The sequence below is a fragment of the Phytoamicus setariae genome (assembly GCF_016722925.1).
Taxonomy (GTDB): Bacteria; Pseudomonadota; Alphaproteobacteria; order Rhizobiales; family Rhizobiaceae; genus Rhizobium_E; species Rhizobium_E setariae.
Genome location: NZ_JAEQNC010000003.1, coordinates 118,879 through 135,110 on the forward strand (window position 1 = coordinate 118,879; position 16,232 = coordinate 135,110).

Annotated in this window: 15 protein-coding genes; 5 read left to right on the forward strand and 10 right to left on the reverse strand. The window is 59.9% G+C overall.

Going from position 1 to position 16,232, the window contains the following annotated elements; translation table 11 throughout:
- Positions 1-2: 2 nt before the first annotated feature.
- The gene (locus tag JJB09_RS05825) at positions 3-1,025 is read right to left on the reverse strand and encodes a GntR family transcriptional regulator (protein WP_246748598.1); all 1,023 of its coding nucleotides are present in this window, start codon (positions 1,023-1,025) and stop codon (positions 3-5) included.
- Complete coding sequence (locus tag JJB09_RS05830; RefSeq protein ID WP_343228987.1) at positions 1,012-1,992, reverse strand: alpha/beta hydrolase; 981 nt, start codon at positions 1,990-1,992, stop codon at positions 1,012-1,014. The genes JJB09_RS05825 and JJB09_RS05830 overlap by 14 nt, the downstream gene beginning before the upstream one ends.
- 166 nt (positions 1,993-2,158) lie before the next feature.
- On the opposite strand from JJB09_RS05830, the gene JJB09_RS05835 reads away from it, so the two are divergent.
- The 4 genes from JJB09_RS05835 to JJB09_RS05850 all read left to right on the forward strand — a co-directional run bounded on the left by JJB09_RS05835 (position 2,159) and on the right by JJB09_RS05850 (position 6,811).
- Positions 2,159-3,193, forward strand: a complete 1,035-nt coding sequence (locus tag JJB09_RS05835) for a sugar ABC transporter substrate-binding protein (protein WP_201654535.1) — start codon at positions 2,159-2,161, stop codon at positions 3,191-3,193.
- 105 nt (positions 3,194-3,298) lie between these two features.
- Complete coding sequence (locus JJB09_RS05840) at positions 3,299-4,318, forward strand: ABC transporter permease (RefSeq protein WP_201654537.1); 1,020 nt, start codon at positions 3,299-3,301, stop codon at positions 4,316-4,318.
- Positions 4,315-5,271, forward strand: a complete 957-nt coding sequence (locus JJB09_RS05845) for an ABC transporter permease (protein ID WP_201654540.1) — start codon at positions 4,315-4,317, stop codon at positions 5,269-5,271. Before JJB09_RS05840 ends, JJB09_RS05845 begins: the two co-directional genes overlap by 4 nt.
- A gap of 1 nt (position 5,272) precedes the next feature.
- Positions 5,273-6,811: a sugar ABC transporter ATP-binding protein gene (locus JJB09_RS05850; RefSeq protein WP_201654542.1), complete on the forward strand. Its 1,539-nt coding sequence runs from the start codon at positions 5,273-5,275 to the stop codon at positions 6,809-6,811.
- 51 nt (positions 6,812-6,862) lie between these two features.
- Here JJB09_RS05850 and rnk read toward each other — a convergent pair whose 3' ends face one another.
- Complete coding sequence (rnk, locus tag JJB09_RS05855; protein ID WP_201654546.1) at positions 6,863-7,285, reverse strand: nucleoside diphosphate kinase regulator; 423 nt, start codon at positions 7,283-7,285, stop codon at positions 6,863-6,865.
- Positions 7,286-7,694: 409 nt separating this feature from the next.
- On the opposite strand from rnk, the gene JJB09_RS05860 reads away from it, so the two are divergent.
- Positions 7,695-9,317, forward strand: a complete 1,623-nt coding sequence (locus JJB09_RS05860; protein WP_201654549.1) for an ABC-F family ATP-binding cassette domain-containing protein — start codon at positions 7,695-7,697, stop codon at positions 9,315-9,317.
- A gap of 140 nt (positions 9,318-9,457) precedes the next feature.
- On the opposite strand, the gene JJB09_RS05865 is transcribed toward JJB09_RS05860, so the two are convergent.
- Genes JJB09_RS05865 through JJB09_RS05895 form a run of 7 tightly spaced genes read right to left on the reverse strand, consistent with a single transcriptional unit; the run spans position 9,458 to position 16,232 of the window.
- On the reverse strand, positions 9,458-10,603 hold the full coding sequence (locus JJB09_RS05865; protein ID WP_201654552.1) for a fumarylacetoacetate hydrolase family protein: 1,146 nt from the start codon (positions 10,601-10,603) through the stop codon (positions 9,458-9,460).
- Complete coding sequence (locus JJB09_RS05870) at positions 10,588-11,469, reverse strand: aldose epimerase family protein (protein ID WP_201654554.1); 882 nt, start codon at positions 11,467-11,469, stop codon at positions 10,588-10,590. The genes JJB09_RS05865 and JJB09_RS05870 overlap by 16 nt, the downstream gene beginning before the upstream one ends.
- A 3-nt stretch (positions 11,470-11,472) precedes the next feature.
- Positions 11,473-12,216, reverse strand: a complete 744-nt coding sequence (locus tag JJB09_RS05875; RefSeq protein WP_201654557.1) for an SDR family oxidoreductase — start codon at positions 12,214-12,216, stop codon at positions 11,473-11,475.
- A gap of 10 nt (positions 12,217-12,226) precedes the next feature.
- The gene (locus JJB09_RS05880) at positions 12,227-12,958 is read right to left on the reverse strand and encodes an ATP-binding cassette domain-containing protein (RefSeq protein ID WP_201654560.1); all 732 of its coding nucleotides are present in this window, start codon (positions 12,956-12,958) and stop codon (positions 12,227-12,229) included.
- Positions 12,959-12,961: 3 nt separating this feature from the next.
- Entirely contained in the window at positions 12,962-13,939 is a 978-nt protein-coding gene (locus tag JJB09_RS05885; protein WP_201654563.1) for an ABC transporter permease, read from the reverse strand.
- A gap of 60 nt (positions 13,940-13,999) precedes the next feature.
- Positions 14,000-14,980: a sugar ABC transporter substrate-binding protein gene (locus JJB09_RS05890; RefSeq protein WP_201654566.1), complete on the reverse strand. Its 981-nt coding sequence runs from the start codon at positions 14,978-14,980 to the stop codon at positions 14,000-14,002.
- A 43-nt stretch (positions 14,981-15,023) separates the two neighbouring features.
- Entirely contained in the window at positions 15,024-16,232 is a 1,209-nt protein-coding gene (locus tag JJB09_RS05895) for a mandelate racemase/muconate lactonizing enzyme family protein (protein WP_201654569.1), read from the reverse strand.

Consider the following 16,232-nt stretch of genomic DNA (forward strand, 5'->3'; position numbering starts at 1 on the left):
AGTCAGCTGGAAGGGGATCTTACCTGAGCAAGGAACGGCGGACAGAGATTTTCCGGTAGAGGCCCCAGCCGTTCGAGCAGATTGAGATTGGGTTGCAACGACCGCCGCAAATGCCGCTCGAGCGTTGCCGCAGCGCCGCCGGGATCGCCGGACAGCAATGCTTGATAGATTCGTCGGTGCTCGGACACCATCAATTCGATCTCGCCGCTGCGCTGATAGCCTTCGAAAGTCGAGTGGGTAGCGATCAGGATGCGCTGACTTCGGCGCACGACATTCAGCAGTAATATGTTCGGACAAGGGGCCAGGGTATGCAGGTGGAGGTCCGCCTCCAGCTCTTCACGCGCCAACGGATCGGGCGCATTGCTGGCGGCCCGGTCGACACGGTCGGCGCGGATGCGGATGTCATCCATGTTTAGCATCGGATAGGCCTGCAACAGCGCCTGCGGCTCCAGCAGCCAACGCATCTCATAGTGGTTGTGCAGATCGGACGCTGTCAGCGGACCGGCATACCAACGGTTGTTGCTGTCCTGCTCGATGACCCCTGCCCTTTCAAGCTGAGTCAGCACTTCATGCGCAATGGTGCGGCTGACATCGTAGTGATTGGCGAGCGCCGTCTCGTTGAGCATGAACCGTCCATAAGCCAGGCAGGCAGCGACCGCGTGCTCGACTTCCGGATAAATCTGCTCACGCCGGTTGGCGCTGGGTGCTGCGACCTCGGCGGGGATTCGCAAGCCGGCTTCACGCAGTTCGCCTCGATGGGGTGGCGCACCCGGCACGATGTAGCCGCGCCCCTTGAACGCATGCAGCAGCCCCTCGTCTACAAGCCTCGACAGCGCAACGCCCGCCGGTACCCGACTGACATTGAAGGCGCGCGCGACATTAGCCTGTCCCAGCACCAGCCCGGGTCGCAGTTTCGCGTTGTCCAGATGATCGCGCAGGACGGCGTAAATCGTCGCATAGATCGGCTCGTCCCGACCGATCCCCGGTCCCGCCACATCATCCATATTGCGGTCAGCAACTGCCATTGTCCGACCCCTCCCAAAGCCTCCGACACCAGCCCCCGACCTGTTCTATCAGCTTTCGCGAAGCGCGGGTCGTCCGGTCCATGATCATGAAACCGTGCACTGTTCCTCGCCATTCCTCGTAGGCGACGTTGTTGCCTGCCGCAATCAACCGCCCGGCGTAGGCACGACCCTCGTCACGCAGCGGGTCATGGTCGGCTGTCACCAGCAGTGCAGCCGGAAGATTGGCGAGGTCGTCTGCGCGCAGCGGCGAAACACCCGGATCCGCTGGATCGGTGCCGCCGGACAGATAGTGCGCGACGTACCAGTCCATCGTCGGCATGCTGAGGAAATAGCCCTGGGCGAACGCCGTACGGCTTGGCGTCATTGCGGTCAGATCGGTCGCCGGATAGACCAGTACCTGACCAAGCAATGGCGTGCCGCGATCACGGGCAAGAACAGCAAGCGAGGCCGCGATACTGGCGCCGGCGCTGTCGCCCGCGACGATGATCCGTTCAGCATCAAGACCTGCAGCTTGCGCATTGGCGAGCAGCCAGTCGAGCGCTGAAAGCGCGTCGTCAAGGCAAGCCGGGAACGGGTGTTCGGGCGCCTTGGCGTATTCGACCGCGACGATGTTGGCGCCTGCGGCATGCACCAGCGCACGCAGCGCTCCATCATGGGTGTCGAGGCTTCCGACGACCCAGCCGCCTCCGTGAAAATAGAGGATCGTTCTTGCCGTACCCGTCTTGCGATAGAGCCTAAGCCTTATAGTCTCGCCGCGGCTGGGAATGGCGAATGTTTCGACGGCATCGACATCGTCCTTGGCACCCCAATGACCGGCGAGGCGGATTTCGGATGCGGCACGCGCCTCGATCGCAGACATGCTTTCCGGCGGCGACAATCCAAGTGCATCGGCAATCTCAAGCATGCGGCGCAATTCCGGCAGCAGGCGTGAACGATCAACACCGACGTGCTGCAAATCTTCCGTCACGCTTTCCTCCCTGCATGTACGCACACGTAACCTTGTGCTTTCATCCCTTAGATCCATCTCCGCGAAAAATCAATGATCGAACATTGCACGCGATATACGTTTATGTTAGCCATAGCGGCAAGGCTCGTCGCGAGGAGGAAAGCGACCGCCCCAACGGGAGGAAAACATGAAGCTTCATTTTGCCCGCGGCATCGCCGCAGCCAGCCTTGCCTGCTCGGTGGCGCTCGCGCCGATGAGCGCGCTCGCGTCAGACAACAAGATCGCCCTCATTCCGGGTGGACCGCACCCCTACTTTGCGCCCTGGGAGCAGGCGGCCAAGGACGCCGCCAAGGATTTCGGCATCGCATCCGTGGAATACAAGGTTCCCGCCGAATGGAAGCTGGAACAGCAGACCGAAATGCTCGAAAGCCTTGCGGCGCAGGGCGTCAACGCCTTCGGTCTGTTTCCGGGCGATGCAGTCGGCGTCAACTCGACGGTCGGCGAACTCAAGAGCAACGGGATCACGACAGTGGCGATCGGCGGCTGCGCGCAGGATCCGACCGATGCCGCGTTTTGCATGGCAACCGACGTCTACCAGTCTGCTTATCTCGGCATGAAGTCGCTGATCGAGGCAATGGGTGGCAAGGGCGCCGTCGTGCATCTGGCCGGTTTGCTCGTCGACCCCAACACCACGCTGCGCGTCCAGGCTGTCGAAAAGGCCGTGGCTGAGACGAACGGTGCCGTCACCCTGCTGCAAACTGTCGGCGATACCGACAGCCAGGAAGGCGGGGACCAGAAGATCAATGCTCTCCTCGCTGCCCAGAAGGACAATATCGGCGGCATGATCGCCACCGGTTACATCTCGTCCGTGGTTGCGGCCACGGCGCTCAAAAATCTCGGCGACAAGCGCATCAAGTTCATCGGCATCGATGACGACAAGATCGTGCTCGACGGCATCCGCGAAGGCTTCGTCTCTGGCACGATGGCGCAGAACCCTTATGGACAGGGCTATATCGGCGCCTACGCGCTCGACCAGCTGGCCAGCGGCTGCACCGCCAAGGCTGACGCTCCGTGGGTAAAAACCCCGCAGACCGCTCACTTCATCGATTCCGGCACCTTGCTGATTTCGGCGAAGAACATCGACAGCTACAAGGACGACCTCAAGGCGCTCACCGGCAAGATCCAGAGCACCTTCAAGGACACCTATCTAACCTGCAGTTAAATGCATGACGGGATGGCACGCCAACTGCTTGCCGTCCCGCTCGTTCTCCGACAGGATGTCTTGCTGAGCGGCAAAGCTCGGGACGTCGACAGACCGGATGCCATCATGACAGCCTTGGACCAAAGCAGCCCGCAGCGCCGGACGATAGCAGGTGTGCTCACTTCTCTTTTCACGCGTGGCTCGACGCAGTTCGGACTGCTGGTGATCCTGATCGCAATGTGGATCGTTTTCTCAAATCTTGCGCCGGGTTTCCTGTCTCGCTTCAACCTCAATTCACTCGGGCGTTCGGTTGCCATCGACGTCGTGATCGGCTTTTCGCAAATGGTCGTGCTCGCGACCGGCGGCATGAACCTGGCCGTCGGCGCCATAGGAGTCTGTGCCGTCATGACGGTCGGCTATCTCTTGCAGGTGATCGGCCTGCCGATCCCTGTCGCGATCGTCGCGACGCTCGCCTTCGGCGGGATGCTCGGCTGGCTCAACGGCTTTGCCATCACCCGCACAGGGGTCAACAGCTTCGTCGTGACGCTGGCCAGCGCCAGCCTGTTTCTGGGCGGCATGCTCATTCTCAGCAAGGGGGTGCCGCTCAGCGCGCTGCCACCTGGACTGGGCGCCTTCGGCAAGGCCAGTCTTGCCGGCGTTCCCGCGCTTGCCTATGTCGCGCTCGCTATCGGCATGCTTCTCTATATCCTTTTCAGGCACACGGTCCTCGGCCGTCAAATTCTCGCCGTCGGCGCCAGTCCTCGCGCTGCCGAAATGTCGGGCATACCGGTCAACCGCATCATCGTATTCGTTCACTGCCTCTCGGGAGTGCTGGCTGCGGCTGCGGCTGTCATGCTGACCGCACGGCTTTCTGCGGCAATGCCCGGCGTGGCAGGAGACGACTGGCTGTTACCCTCGTTCCTCGCCCCGGTCATCGGTGGAACCGCGCTCTCCGGCGGCATCGTCTCTGTGATCGGCACCATTCTCGGCGCATTGCTGGTATCCACAATTCGCAGCGGCCTGCTGGTGCTGCAGATCGGGAACTTCTGGCTGCAGTTGTTTCTCGGCATATTCCTACTGGGTGCGATCCTGCTGGAGCGCTATCGCGCTGCACTGGCCACCCGTGAACAGACGAGGCGCGCATGAACAACATTACAGGCGCGATCTTCCGGACCCAGTGGTCTGGTATTCTCGCAGGGGTCATCGCCGGCGCCATAGCGCTGAGCTTTGCCACGCCATCCTTCCTCACCGAATTCAACTGGTTCGTTATGCTCCGCAGCATCTGCGTGTCGCTGCTCGTTGCCTTCAGCCAGATGGTAATGCTCGGCGTCGGCCAGATGAACCTTTCCGTCGGCGCGCTTGGCGGCCTGGTAGCGGTCATCGTCGGCGGGCTGATGGATGCCTGGGGCGTACCGGTCTTGCCGGCGATTTTCACTGCCATGGTCGCGGGTGGACTTGCGGGTTACCTGAACGGCTGGCTGACGGTGCGGACCGGCATCAACGGTTTCATCGTCACGCTGGCCACCGCCTCTGGCTTTGCCGGTATCAATCTCGGCCTGACCAAGGCCATTCCCTTCTATAATCTGCCGGAAGCGTTCGTCGCCTTCGGCAACGGGCGGCTGGGCCTGTTTCCCTACCTGCTGATTATTCCGCTGATCGTCACAGTGGCGCTGGTGGTCTTCTTTTCCCGCATCAAGCAGGGACGCTATCTGCTCGCGGTCGGCGGCAACAGCCACGCCGCGCAACTGTCGGGCATCTCGGTCCCGCGGGCGATCATCACCGCGCACGTGATCTCGGGCCTGCTGGCCGCAGCCGCCGGCATTCTCGCCGTGGCCCAGCTTGGCTCGGCCCAGCCGACAATCGGTTCGGACTGGCTGGTAATCTCCTTTGCAGCCCCGATCATTGGCGGCGCAAGCCTCGCCGGCGGGTCGGTTTCGATCATCGGCACGGTGATTGCTGTTGCGCTGATCGGCCTCATCCAGAATGCCATGGTGCTGCTCGCAGTAGATCCGTACTGGGTAACCTTCCTGCTCGGCGCACTCATTCTGGCTGCCGTGTGGATCAACCGTTACCGCGCAATCCGGGTGGGAGAAGACTGAGATGGTTCTGGTCCTCGACACGATCAGCAAATCCTTCCCTGGCGTGCGGGCGTTGTCCAATGCATCGCTGACGCTGGCAAAGGGTGAAATCCACGCGCTGATGGGCGAGAACGGCGCGGGCAAATCCACGCTGATCAAGATCATCACCGGCGTGCACAAGCCCGATAGCGGCCACTTCTCGCTCGATGGTAAGGACATCTCGTTGTCCTCGCCGCGCGATGCGATTGCACTCGGCATTACGGCCGTGCATCAGGAACGCAACCTGATCCCGCGCTTTTCGGTCGCCGAAAACATCATGCTGGAACGCCTGCCGACGAAGAACGGCCTGGTCGATTTCGTCAGCGCCAACGCCCAGGCGCGCCAGCACCTGCAGATGATCGGGCTGGATATCGACCCGTCCACCGAAATCCGTCGCCTGAGCGTGGCGCAGATGCAGATGGTGGAGATTGCCAAGGCGCTCAGCCACGAGGCGAAGGTGCTGCTGCTTGACGAACCGACCGCCTCGATTACGGCAGCAGAGACCGAGATCCTCTTCCGGCTGGTGCGGCAATTGCGCGACAGGGGCACGGCGATCCTGTTCGTCAGCCACAAGCTCGAAGAGGTTCTGGCGCTTTGCGACAGGGTCACCGTATTGCGCGATGGCGAGACGACATTGCGCGGAGCGCCCATGGCAGGAATGACCCGGCATAGTCTGATCGAAGCGATGATCGGCAGGGCCGAGCGGCCGGCCATCGCCCGCACCGGCGCACCCGATAGCGGCCAGCCGAAAATGGAACTGCGCGGGTTTTCGACCGGTGCCGGGCATAGAAACATCGATTTCAAGCTTCGCAAGGGGGAAATCCTCGGCCTCTATGGCCTGGTCGGCGCCGGTCGCACCGAGCTTGCCCGCGCCCTGATCGGGATGGACAAAGTGAAGGCAGGCGAGCTTCTGATCGACGGCAAGCCAGCGAAAATCCGTTCCGTCGAGGATGCGATCAAGCGTTTCAGGATCGGCTATGTCAGCGAGGATCGCAAGCACGAGGGTGTTATCCTCGCCCATCCGATCCGCTCCAACATCGCCATTACCGTGTGGAACCGGATCGCCGGCACGCTGGGCCTGCTGACGGCAGCATCCGAGAGGGCCGTCGCCGAGCCGCTGTCAAAACGGCTCGAGATCCGGACCCCAAGCCTCGAGCAACTGGTCGGCAACCTATCGGGCGGCAACCAGCAGAAGGTCTCCTTGGCCAAGTGGCTGGCCGTCAATGTCGACGTGCTGATCATCGATGAGCCAACGGTCGGCATCGACATCAAGGCCAAGGCCTACTTCCACGAATTGATCAACGATCTCGCCGACAAGGGCATGTCGATCCTGCTGATTTCAAGCGACATGCCGGAGATGGTGGCGCTCGCCGATCGCATCCTTGTCATGCATGAATTCGAAATCCTGCACGAGCACGTCAACGACCGCAAGTATGACAATGCCAGCCGTGCCATCATGGGTGCAATCCACAAACATCAGCAGAGCGGGCACGGTTCCGCAATGGCGACCGCAAGCCACTGAACATGCGTGCTGCAGGCGTGCGGCGCTTTCGCACCGCACTTGCATCATGCATCAGGCTTCGGCGGCGGCGCTGCTGACCGCAAGCACGGTCAGCTTGTGGCGGCGATCGTCGCGTGCGGTCCATTCGATGGCCTGACCTTCGGCCAGGCCGATCAATGCCGTGCCGATCGGTGTCAGGATCGAAATCTTGCCGGCGGCAATATCGGCATCGCCGGGATAGACGAGCGTCACCTGACGCCGCTGACCGTCGTCTGCGCTGTATTCGACGGTGGAGCCCATCTTGACCACATTGGCCGGAACGGATTTTGGCTTTACGACCTTGGCCCGCTCAAGTTCCGTAAGCAGTTCATCGGCGATCTCGGGCTGGCGGTCGGCGACCGCGTTGGCAAGGTCGGTCAATCTTTCCTGATCCGTTTCGCTGATAACGATTCTTGGCTTGAGCCGTTTTGAACTTGCGGCTTTCTGAGTTGTCATTTTCGGTGGTCCTGATGGTTGTCGGCAGATGCCCGACCTCCCGCACGCGCTTTTCGCAAACGGGAAACTACGTGAAGACAGATTTTCAAAAAATTTCCCCCGCGCTCAGGGTAACAGTGCTGAGCCGGGGGCTACAGGCCTGCGATCGGGGCAACCCGATGGATCATGCTCAGCAGATTATGCACGCGCGTTTCAATCATGGCCCTAGCTTGGAGATATTCTGCGATTTGTCAAGGCGACCGCGCTCTTGCCGAATTCCAGGCGCCGGAAAGCCGAGCCACATTTGTCGAACTTCCGGAAAAACCAATGCCGTAGCCGCCCGCACACTACGATTCTCATGTCGAAAACTTGCGGCAGCACGCGGACACTGACATAAGGGCGCAAAACTTTCCCGGATCCCCGTGCACACATGATACGTATCGAGAATATCAGCAAGCAGAACAGCCATCGGCTTCTCTTCATCGAAGCTTCGGCAGCCCTCAACAAAGGCGAAAAAGTCGGCCTCGTCGGCCCCAACGGCGCAGGCAAGACCACGCTTTTCCGGATGATCACCGGAGAAGAGGTGCCCGATGAAGGACAGGTGTCGGTGGAAAAAGGCGTGACCATCGGCTACTTCAACCAGGATGTCGGCGAGATGGCGGGCCGTAGCGCGGTTTCCGAGGTGATGGATGGCGCCGGCCCGGTGAGCATCGTTGCCGCCGAGCTGCGCGAGCTCGAAGCTGCGATGGCCGACCCCGACCAGGCCGACAACATGGATGAAATCATCGAGCGTTACGGCGAGGTGCAGGCACGCTACGAGGAACTCGACGGCTATGCGCTCGACGGGCGCGCGCGTGAAGTTTTGGCGGGACTGAGCTTCAGCCAGGAAATGATGGACGGTGACGTGGGCGCGCTGTCGGGCGGCTGGAAGATGCGCGTGGCGCTGGCCCGCATCCTGCTCATGCGCCCCGACGTCATGCTTCTCGACGAGCCAAGCAACCATCTGGATCTCGAAAGCCTTATCTGGCTCGAGGAATTCCTCAAGGGCTATGAGGGCGCACTGCTGATGACCTCGCATGACCGCGAGTTCATGAACCGTATCGTCAACAAGCTGGTCGAGATCGACGGCGGCAACCTGACCAGCTATTCCGGCGACTATGCGTTCTACGAGCAGCAGCGGGCGCAGAACGAGAAGCAGCAACTGGCGCAGTTCGAGCGCCAGCAGGCGATGCTGGCCAAGGAAATCAAGTTCATCGAGCGCTTCAAGGCGCGTGCATCACATGCCGCGCAGGTGCAGAGCCGCGTCAAGAAGCTAGAGAAGATCGACCGGGTGGAGCCGCCCAAGCGCCGCCAGACGGTGTCGTTCGAGTTCCAGCCGGCGCCACGCTCCGGCGAGGACGTGGTGAACCTGAAGAACGTGCATAAGAAATATGGCAGCCGGACCATTTACGAAGGGCTGGATTTCATGGTGCGGCGCCGGGAACGCTGGTGCGTCATGGGCATCAATGGTGCGGGAAAGTCGACGCTGCTGAAGCTGGTCACAGGCGCCTCGCAGCCGGACGAAGGCAGCGTCGCGCTTGGCGCCAGCGTCAAGATGGGCTATTTCGCCCAGCATGCCATGGACCTGCTGGATGGCGACCGCACGGTCTTCCAGACGCTGGAAGATTCGTTTCCCCAGGCCGGACAGGGCTCGCTGCGGGCCCTGGCAGGCTGCTTCGGCTTTTCCGGTGACGATGTCGAGAAGCGATGCCGGGTGTTGTCCGGCGGCGAAAAGGCGCGGCTGGTGATGGCCAAGATGCTGTTCGATCCGCCGAATCTTCTGGTGCTGGACGAGCCTACCAACCACCTGGATCTCGATACCAAGGAAATGCTCATCAAGGCACTGTCCGAGTACGAGGGCACGATGCTGTTTGTCTCGCACGACCGCCACTTCCTGGCCGCTCTCTCCAACCGGGTGCTGGAACTGACCCCGGACGGCATCCACCAGTATGGCGGCGGCTACACCGAATATGTGGAGCGTACCGGCCAGGAAGCTCCCGGCCTGCATAGCTGAGAAAGCAACACTTCGCCGGCAAAGTAATGAGCCAACTTCATTTGACCCGGCAACCAGGTTCGGATGAAGGGTCGTGACCCAATCCCTGAATGAGAGAAGACGGTACGTCGCCTGGGAAGGGGCGACGAACCAAAGCCAACCTACAGCAGGCCCCGCACTGCGAGATTGGTCATGAGTGCGCGTGTGCCAAAGGTCCATGGCTCGCATTCGGTGGAAAGGCGGACAATGTTGGACAGGCAGCCCAATTCCTTGTTCGAAATAGTCACCACGTCACCAAGGTGATGGGTGAACCCCTGCCCCGCGCCGTCACGATCCTGTACCGGGGCAAACAAGGTTCCCAGGAACAACATCAAACCATCGGGATATTGGTGATGCCGGCCTATTGTCTGGTCGACGAGATCGAGCGGATCACGGCTGATTTCCTTCATCGAGCTGCGACCTTTCATGATAAATCCGTCTTCGCCGGTCGTGAGGAGGTCCAATTCGGCATTGCGAACGTCCTCGATCGAATAGGTCTGGTCGAAAAGGCGGATGAAAGGCCCGATCGCGCAGGAGGCATTGTTGTCCTTGGCCTTGCCGAGGAGAAGTGCGGAACGCCCCTCGACATCGCGCAGATTGACGTCATTGCCGAGCGTCGCTCCCATCACCTCGCCACGGCTGTTGACCGCAAGCACCACCTCCGGCTCCGGATTGTTCCAACTGGAAACCGGGTGCAAGCCCACGTCTGCGCCATGTCCTACCGATGACAGAACCGGTGCCTTCGTGAAAACTTCGGCATCCGGCCCGATACCCACTTCCAGATATTGTGACCAGACGCCCTCCTCTATCAGCGCGGCCTTGACCTTGGCCGCCTGATCGGAGCCGGCCTTGAGGTTGCGGAGGCTGTCGCCAATGATGGCAGAGATTCGTTCCCGGATCTTGGCTGCGAGTGCCGGGTTGCCTGCCGCCTTTTCCTCGATGACGCGCTCGATCATCGAGCGGGCAAAGGTTACGCCGCAGGCCTTTACGGATTGCAGATCGCAGGGCGCGAGCAAGCGGATTCCGGCGACGTTCCCGTCCAGAACGTCGTCGATCGATCCGACAACGTCACCTTGCCGCGTCTTCAGCCAGCCAACGGGATTGTCCATTTCCAGGAGATCGCGGATCGTCGGCGCGTCGCGTGATGTCACGTCGAGCACGACACCCTCCCGGACAAGTACGACCGAGGGCCCGGAGACAACCTCCCGCCAGACGCGACCGACAAAGGTTCCTCTTGAGAATGGGTTCATTTCTATGTTCGCTGCCATTCGATTTTCATCCAGCACTCCATGGATTGACCGGGATCAAGAGCCACGAGACCGGGATGACCTTTCATGTTGAATGCGTCGACCGGATGGGAGACAGGTTCGACGCAGACGAAATCAGCTTCTGACGAAGGCGAAAAGACAATCGCCGTGGAAAGATTGTCGGACGCGGTGACCCGCACCGTGATTTCACGTTGCTCGATGATTGCTTCGCCCGTCCAACCAGCAAAGGCGTTGTTGATCCAGCCCTGCGGCATTGGCCTACTCTCGGCAAAACTCCAATCGCTTGCGCTCTCCAGTCTTATCAAGCCAGCCGGCAGATGGTTCTCATCTTCAAGCCAGACCGCTTCGGCCGGAAGCCGCAGTCTCGTGGCATTGTCGCGGGGAAACCATGGATGGAAGCCGGCCCCGAAGGGAAGCGTATCGTCGCCAATGTTCTTCAGGGCCAGATCGATCAAGAGTGCATCGTCGGCAAGCGAAAAGGTTTGGGCAGCGTGGTAGCGGAAAGGGCCGATAGCACCCTCGAGGCATTCCAGCCGTGCCTGCGTATCGTGCACCTCTGTCAGGTGCCACCGACGCTGAAACCCATCGCCGTGAATAGGAAACGCTTCACCCGCCAGATTGGGCCGGACGTCGTGAAAATGTTCCCCGTAGGCAAACCCGCCGCCCGAAATTCGATTGGAGAACGGCACCAAAATGTTTGACGCCAGGGCGAACGGACCATCGTCGGCATTGCCGGACCAAGGCCGCAGAACCGGGATAACGCCACCGTCGACCGCCAGGCAATCCAGTCTGGCAATTCCGCCCCCCATTGCCGGTACAAGCTGCAGGCTTGCGTACTTCGTAGCGATCTGAACGGTGCCTGACACGCCTCACCAACCCCCATCGACGTTGATATTCTGGCCGGAAATCATGTCAGCCGCCGGCGACGCGAGGAAGAATACCAGGTTGGCGACATCCTCTGGCTGGACCCTGCGCTTGATGCATTGCTGCTTGAGAACCCAGTCATTGTATTCCTGCAAACGATCGGCAAACACCCGGTCTTCCGCCTCGGAAACGACGGCCCCAGGTGAAACCGCATTCACATTGATGCCGTGCGGACCGAGTTCACGGGCAAGCGACTTGGTCAGACCCAAAAGCGCGCCCTTGGATGCAACGTAAGGCACGTAGCCGTCCCATTGCCCATTCAGCGTGACGGAGGTGAAATTGATGATCTTGCCCTTGGCCTTTGCCTTCATCGCCGGCGAACAGGCGCGGGTCAAAGCAAAAGCTGCCGACGAATTAACCCGGATCTGGTCTTCGTACTCCTCCAGGGAAAAATCTTCAAAGGGCTTGTTTATGATAAGAGCCGCATTGTTGATCAGGACGTCAAAACCGCCAAGCTCGTCCGCAAGCAGAGCGACGTCATGCTCTGCCTGTTGCAAACGATTGAGGTCACATCCGAAATACCTGACCCCCTGCCCCAGTGCCGACGCCAGTTCGCCGCCTTCGGCGATTTCGGGTCGATCCAGCACAATGACTCTGGCGCCTTCGGTGGCGAATTTTCTCGCCTGGGCCCGACCGAGCGTGCCGAGCCCTCCCGTCAGCAATACGTTCTTGCCTTGCATCGATGTCATGCCAACCTCCTCAAAGAACGTCCTGGACCTCGTCGATCGACGTATCGCCGACCAGCTTGTCGAGCACAACTTGCCCACGCGCCATCGCCACGATCCGGTCGCAGCATTCAAAAACGTGATGCATGTTGTGACTGATGAAGATGCCGGTCACATTCTGGTCTTTCAACGACCGCACGAATCCGATCACCTTGTTGGTCTCTTTAACCGACAGGTGGTTGGTGGGCTCGTCCAGGATCATGACCTTGGACTTGAAATGCATGGCGCGGGCGATGGCGACCCCCTGACGCTGGCCACCGGACAATTCGCCAACCAGCGCGTCGGGTGAGCGCAGATGCAGATCGACATCGGCAATTGCCTTGACGCTTTCGTCGCGCATCTTCTTGAGGTCGATGATGCCGAAGCCACCAACGGCGAATTTCAGCGGCTCCCGCCCTATGAACAGGTTGCGGGCTATGGTCATGGTGGGAACCATGGAATTGTATTGGTAGATGGTCTCGATACCCAGTCTCATGGAGTCACGAGGCCCGGAGATTTCCGCCGCCTTGCCTTCCATGTAAATCTCGCCCTGATCCTGTTTCTGGAGGCCGGAAAGGATGTTGATCAAGGTGGACTTGCCTGCGCCGTTATCGCCGATCAGGCCGACAGTCTGATTGCGGGCAAGATCGAGCGAGACCCCGCGAAGCGCGTGCACGCCTGAATACCATTTGTGAAGATTGCGAACGGAAATGATCGGATCGGTCATGGTTCAGATCTCCACCTTGATGGATCGGGCACGTTTGCGCAGCCACGCATTGGCGACGACGGCGAATATCGTCAGGAAACCAATGGCAAACTTGAACCAGTTGGCATCGACCTGGCTCAGAACCAGTCCATTGTCGATTACCCGGATAAGGATAGCGCCGATAATGCCGCCAAGAACCGCCCCGATTCCGCCATTGAGCGATGCGCCACCGATCACGGCAGCAGCGACCGCCTGCAGTTCCATGCCGTCACCGAGGGATGGCAATGGCGAACCAAGCCGGAAAACCTGGATCATACCCGCGAAGCCCGCCAGCATGGAGCACAGGATGAAGCTGACAATCTTCACGCGCGCAGTGGGGATGCCCATGGCGGCGGCGGCTGGAAAAAATCCGCCCGTGGCACGAACCCAATTGCCGAAATTGGTGCGGGTCAAAAGCATTGAAACGATAACGGCGATGCCGACGAACCAGAGAAATGACATACGGATAACATTGCCTGGACCGACGAAATCGGTGAAGAGCCAAGTCGGCAGATCTGCCGGAAGAAGCGGCGGGAACCCACCCGAAATCACCACTGTCAACGACCGGGCGATGAACATCATGCCAAGGGTCGTGATAAAACTTGGTATTGCAAACCGTATCGTCAGATAACCGTTCAAGAATCCGATGACGACGCAAACCAGGAACCCCACGGCCATCGCGGGCAGGAATGGCGTGCCATGAGCCATAAGCACAGCCATGCTCATCGGCATCAAAGCAAAGACGGCACCGACCGAAAGGTCGAATTCGCCGCATATCATCAAAAGCGTGACGCCGATGGCAACCAGTGCCATCTCCGGCAGAATGCCGAGAATGCCGCGGAGATTGTCAATGCTGAGAAAGATGCCATCCGAGCGGCCTTGAAAAATGGCGACCAGAATGACCAGTAGGAGGAGCGCGGCGAGTTCCGGCTTCTCCATGTATACTTTCAGAAAACGTTTCATTTCAGGATGAACTCCTCAGTTGGGAAGGCCCGGCGTGACGCCGAACCTTCCCGGAAATGCTTAGCGCAGACCCTGCTTGGACAATTCCATGATGGCATCCGCTTGGTCAGGGCGAACGATGCCCTGTCCGGTGTCGATGTTGGCCGGAGAAAGACCCGCCTTCTTGGCAAGATAGACCTGCAGGACGGGCATGAAGCCCTGCATGTAGGGCTGCTGATCGACCTGCACCTGGACATAGCCTGTCTGCATCTGCTGGACGACTTCAGGCACGAGGTCGAAGCCGCCGAGCAGCACCTTGCCGGGCTCGATACCACGGTCCTTGAGGACCCGGGCAACGGCCGCATGCCAGAAACCGGTGTCGAAATAGGCGGTCGTATCCGGATGGGCATTCAGATAAGCGCCGACGCGATCGGCGGTAACAGCAAGGTCCGTGCCGCTGTCAATCCGCTCATAGGTGATGTCGCGACCCGGATTGGCTTTCTTGAAATCCTCCAGGAAGTCCATCACGCCGCCGCCGCGAAGCTCCGACCAGCTCTGGCCCGGCGCGGAAATGCCAACCAGCACCTTGATCGGTCCGTCCTTGGGGAATTTCTCCGACATCGCCTTGCCGAGCGAATAGCCGGCCGGCCGGAAGCCCTGGCCGACAAACGCCTGGCGTGCGCTTCCTTCGGCGCCCTGGCTGTCGTCGACGTTGACCCCAATGACGATCACGCCATCCTTGACAGCCTTGTCCAGAACCCCGTCAAACGCCTTGTCATCGACAATCGATGTCAGGAGCGCATCCGGTTTGCGGGCAAGCGCTGCCTCCATGTTGGCAAGCTGTTGCTCGACCGAGCCTTCGGTCTGGGTGAACACCATCTGGCAATTCGCCTGCACCTTCTCGCAAGCGTCATCGAAACCTTTCTTGACGGCTTGCCAGAAAGTGTTGGACGCCGATGAATGGTGAGTAAAGACAATATTGAGCCCTTCGGCACGCGCACCCAGCGCGGTCGAAGCAAGCAGGCCAGCCCCGAGAACCAGGCCCTTCATGAGCATTTTCATATTCATACCTCCCATTAGATTACAAATGATAGAAGTCTAAGCCTCAGATGCTGGCAGCATCGGAAGTACGGCGCGTCGCGGTGAAGACCCGATCCAGATCCGGATTAAGCTCCATGCCCAATCCGGGGCCGGGTGGCACAGTGATCATGCCATTCTTCACTTCGGGCAATTGGGTAACGATGTCGCGATACCAGGTGCGGTAGAAGGCTCTCACGCTTTCCTGGAAGAGCGCGTTCGGGGCATTGAGCGACAGATGCGTGGATGCGCACAGGACCACGGGACCGGTGCAATCATGCGGGGCAACCGGCAAGTGCCAGGCCTCGGCCATGGACGCGATCTTGCGCGCCTCCGAAATCCCGCCACACCAGCTGATGTCGAGCATCATGATGCCGGCCGAACCAGTTTCCAGCAGATCGCGAAATCCAAAGCGTGAACCCAGCGTCTCGGAAGCCGACAACGGTGCCGGCGAAGCCTCGACGTAGCGTTTCAGGCTGGACAGGCTGTCCATCTTGATCGGATCTTCATGCCAGAAGGTCTGATAGGGAGCCAGCGCCTTGGCGATCTGAATGGCCGGCAACAGTTGCCACATGGAGTGGAACTCGACCATGATGTCCATCTTGTCGCCGACGGCACTGCGGATCTTCTCGAACGGAACAAGAGCTTGCTTGAGGTCCGGCAAGGAAATGTACTGCCCGCGAGAGCGCTCCGCAGCGATGTCAAAGGGCCAGATTTTCATGGCTGTGATGCCATCTTCCAGCAAGGACAGGGCCAGTTCATCGGCATTGTGCAGAAAGCCGTTCAGATCGTCATACGTCTTTGACCCAGTCGTTTGAAGGTCATAGTTCGCGGTGGTCTGGCCTGTGGCCTTCTTGATATATTCGGTGCCTGCACAGGTGTTGTAAGTGCGGATCTTGTCGCGCGTGAAACCGCCGAGCAGCTGGGCGATCGGCTGCCCCGTCACCTTTCCGAAGATATCCCACAGCGCGATATCGAAAGCCGAATTGCCGCGCACCTCCGCACCGGATGACCTGAAGCCGACATAACCAACGAGGTCTGCCGCAAGAAGATCGATCTGAAGCGGATTCTTCCCTATTACCCGCGGCGCAATGTACTCATGCACATAGGCTTCCACTGTGGCTGCACCGAAGAAGGTCTCACCAAGACCGGTGATGCCTTCATCCGTGTGTACCAATAGCCAAAGAAGGTTCGGTCGCTCCGCGATGCGGACCGTTTCAAGTTTACTGATTTTCAT

Bases quoted from the DNA above. Each gene is read 5' to 3' on its own strand.
- JJB09_RS05825 (WP_246748598.1), bottom strand. From the start codon at position 1,025: ATGGCAGTTGCTGACCGCAATATGGATGATGTGGCGGGACCGGGGATC.
- JJB09_RS05835 (WP_201654535.1), top strand. From the start codon at position 2,159: ATGAAGCTTCATTTTGCCCGCGGCATCGCCGCAGCCAGCCTTGCCTGC.
- JJB09_RS05840 (WP_201654537.1), top strand. From the start codon at position 3,299: ATGACAGCCTTGGACCAAAGCAGCCCGCAGCGCCGGACGATAGCAGGT.
- JJB09_RS05845 (WP_201654540.1), top strand. From the start codon at position 4,315: ATGAACAACATTACAGGCGCGATCTTCCGGACCCAGTGGTCTGGTATT.
- JJB09_RS05850 (WP_201654542.1), top strand. From the start codon at position 5,273: ATGGTTCTGGTCCTCGACACGATCAGCAAATCCTTCCCTGGCGTGCGG.
- rnk (WP_201654546.1), bottom strand. From the start codon at position 7,285: ATGACAACTCAGAAAGCCGCAAGTTCAAAACGGCTCAAGCCAAGAATC.
- JJB09_RS05860 (WP_201654549.1), top strand. From the start codon at position 7,695: ATGATACGTATCGAGAATATCAGCAAGCAGAACAGCCATCGGCTTCTC.
- JJB09_RS05865 (WP_201654552.1), bottom strand. From the start codon at position 10,603: ATGGCAGCGAACATAGAAATGAACCCATTCTCAAGAGGAACCTTTGTC.
- JJB09_RS05875 (WP_201654557.1), bottom strand. From the start codon at position 12,216: ATGACATCGATGCAAGGCAAGAACGTATTGCTGACGGGAGGGCTCGGC.
- JJB09_RS05880 (WP_201654560.1), bottom strand. From the start codon at position 12,958: ATGACCGATCCGATCATTTCCGTTCGCAATCTTCACAAATGGTATTCA.
- JJB09_RS05885 (WP_201654563.1), bottom strand. From the start codon at position 13,939: ATGAAACGTTTTCTGAAAGTATACATGGAGAAGCCGGAACTCGCCGCG.
- JJB09_RS05890 (WP_201654566.1), bottom strand. From the start codon at position 14,980: ATGAAAATGCTCATGAAGGGCCTGGTTCTCGGGGCTGGCCTGCTTGCT.
- JJB09_RS05895 (WP_201654569.1), bottom strand. From the start codon at position 16,232: ATGAAAATCAGTAAACTTGAAACGGTCCGCATCGCGGAGCGACCGAAC.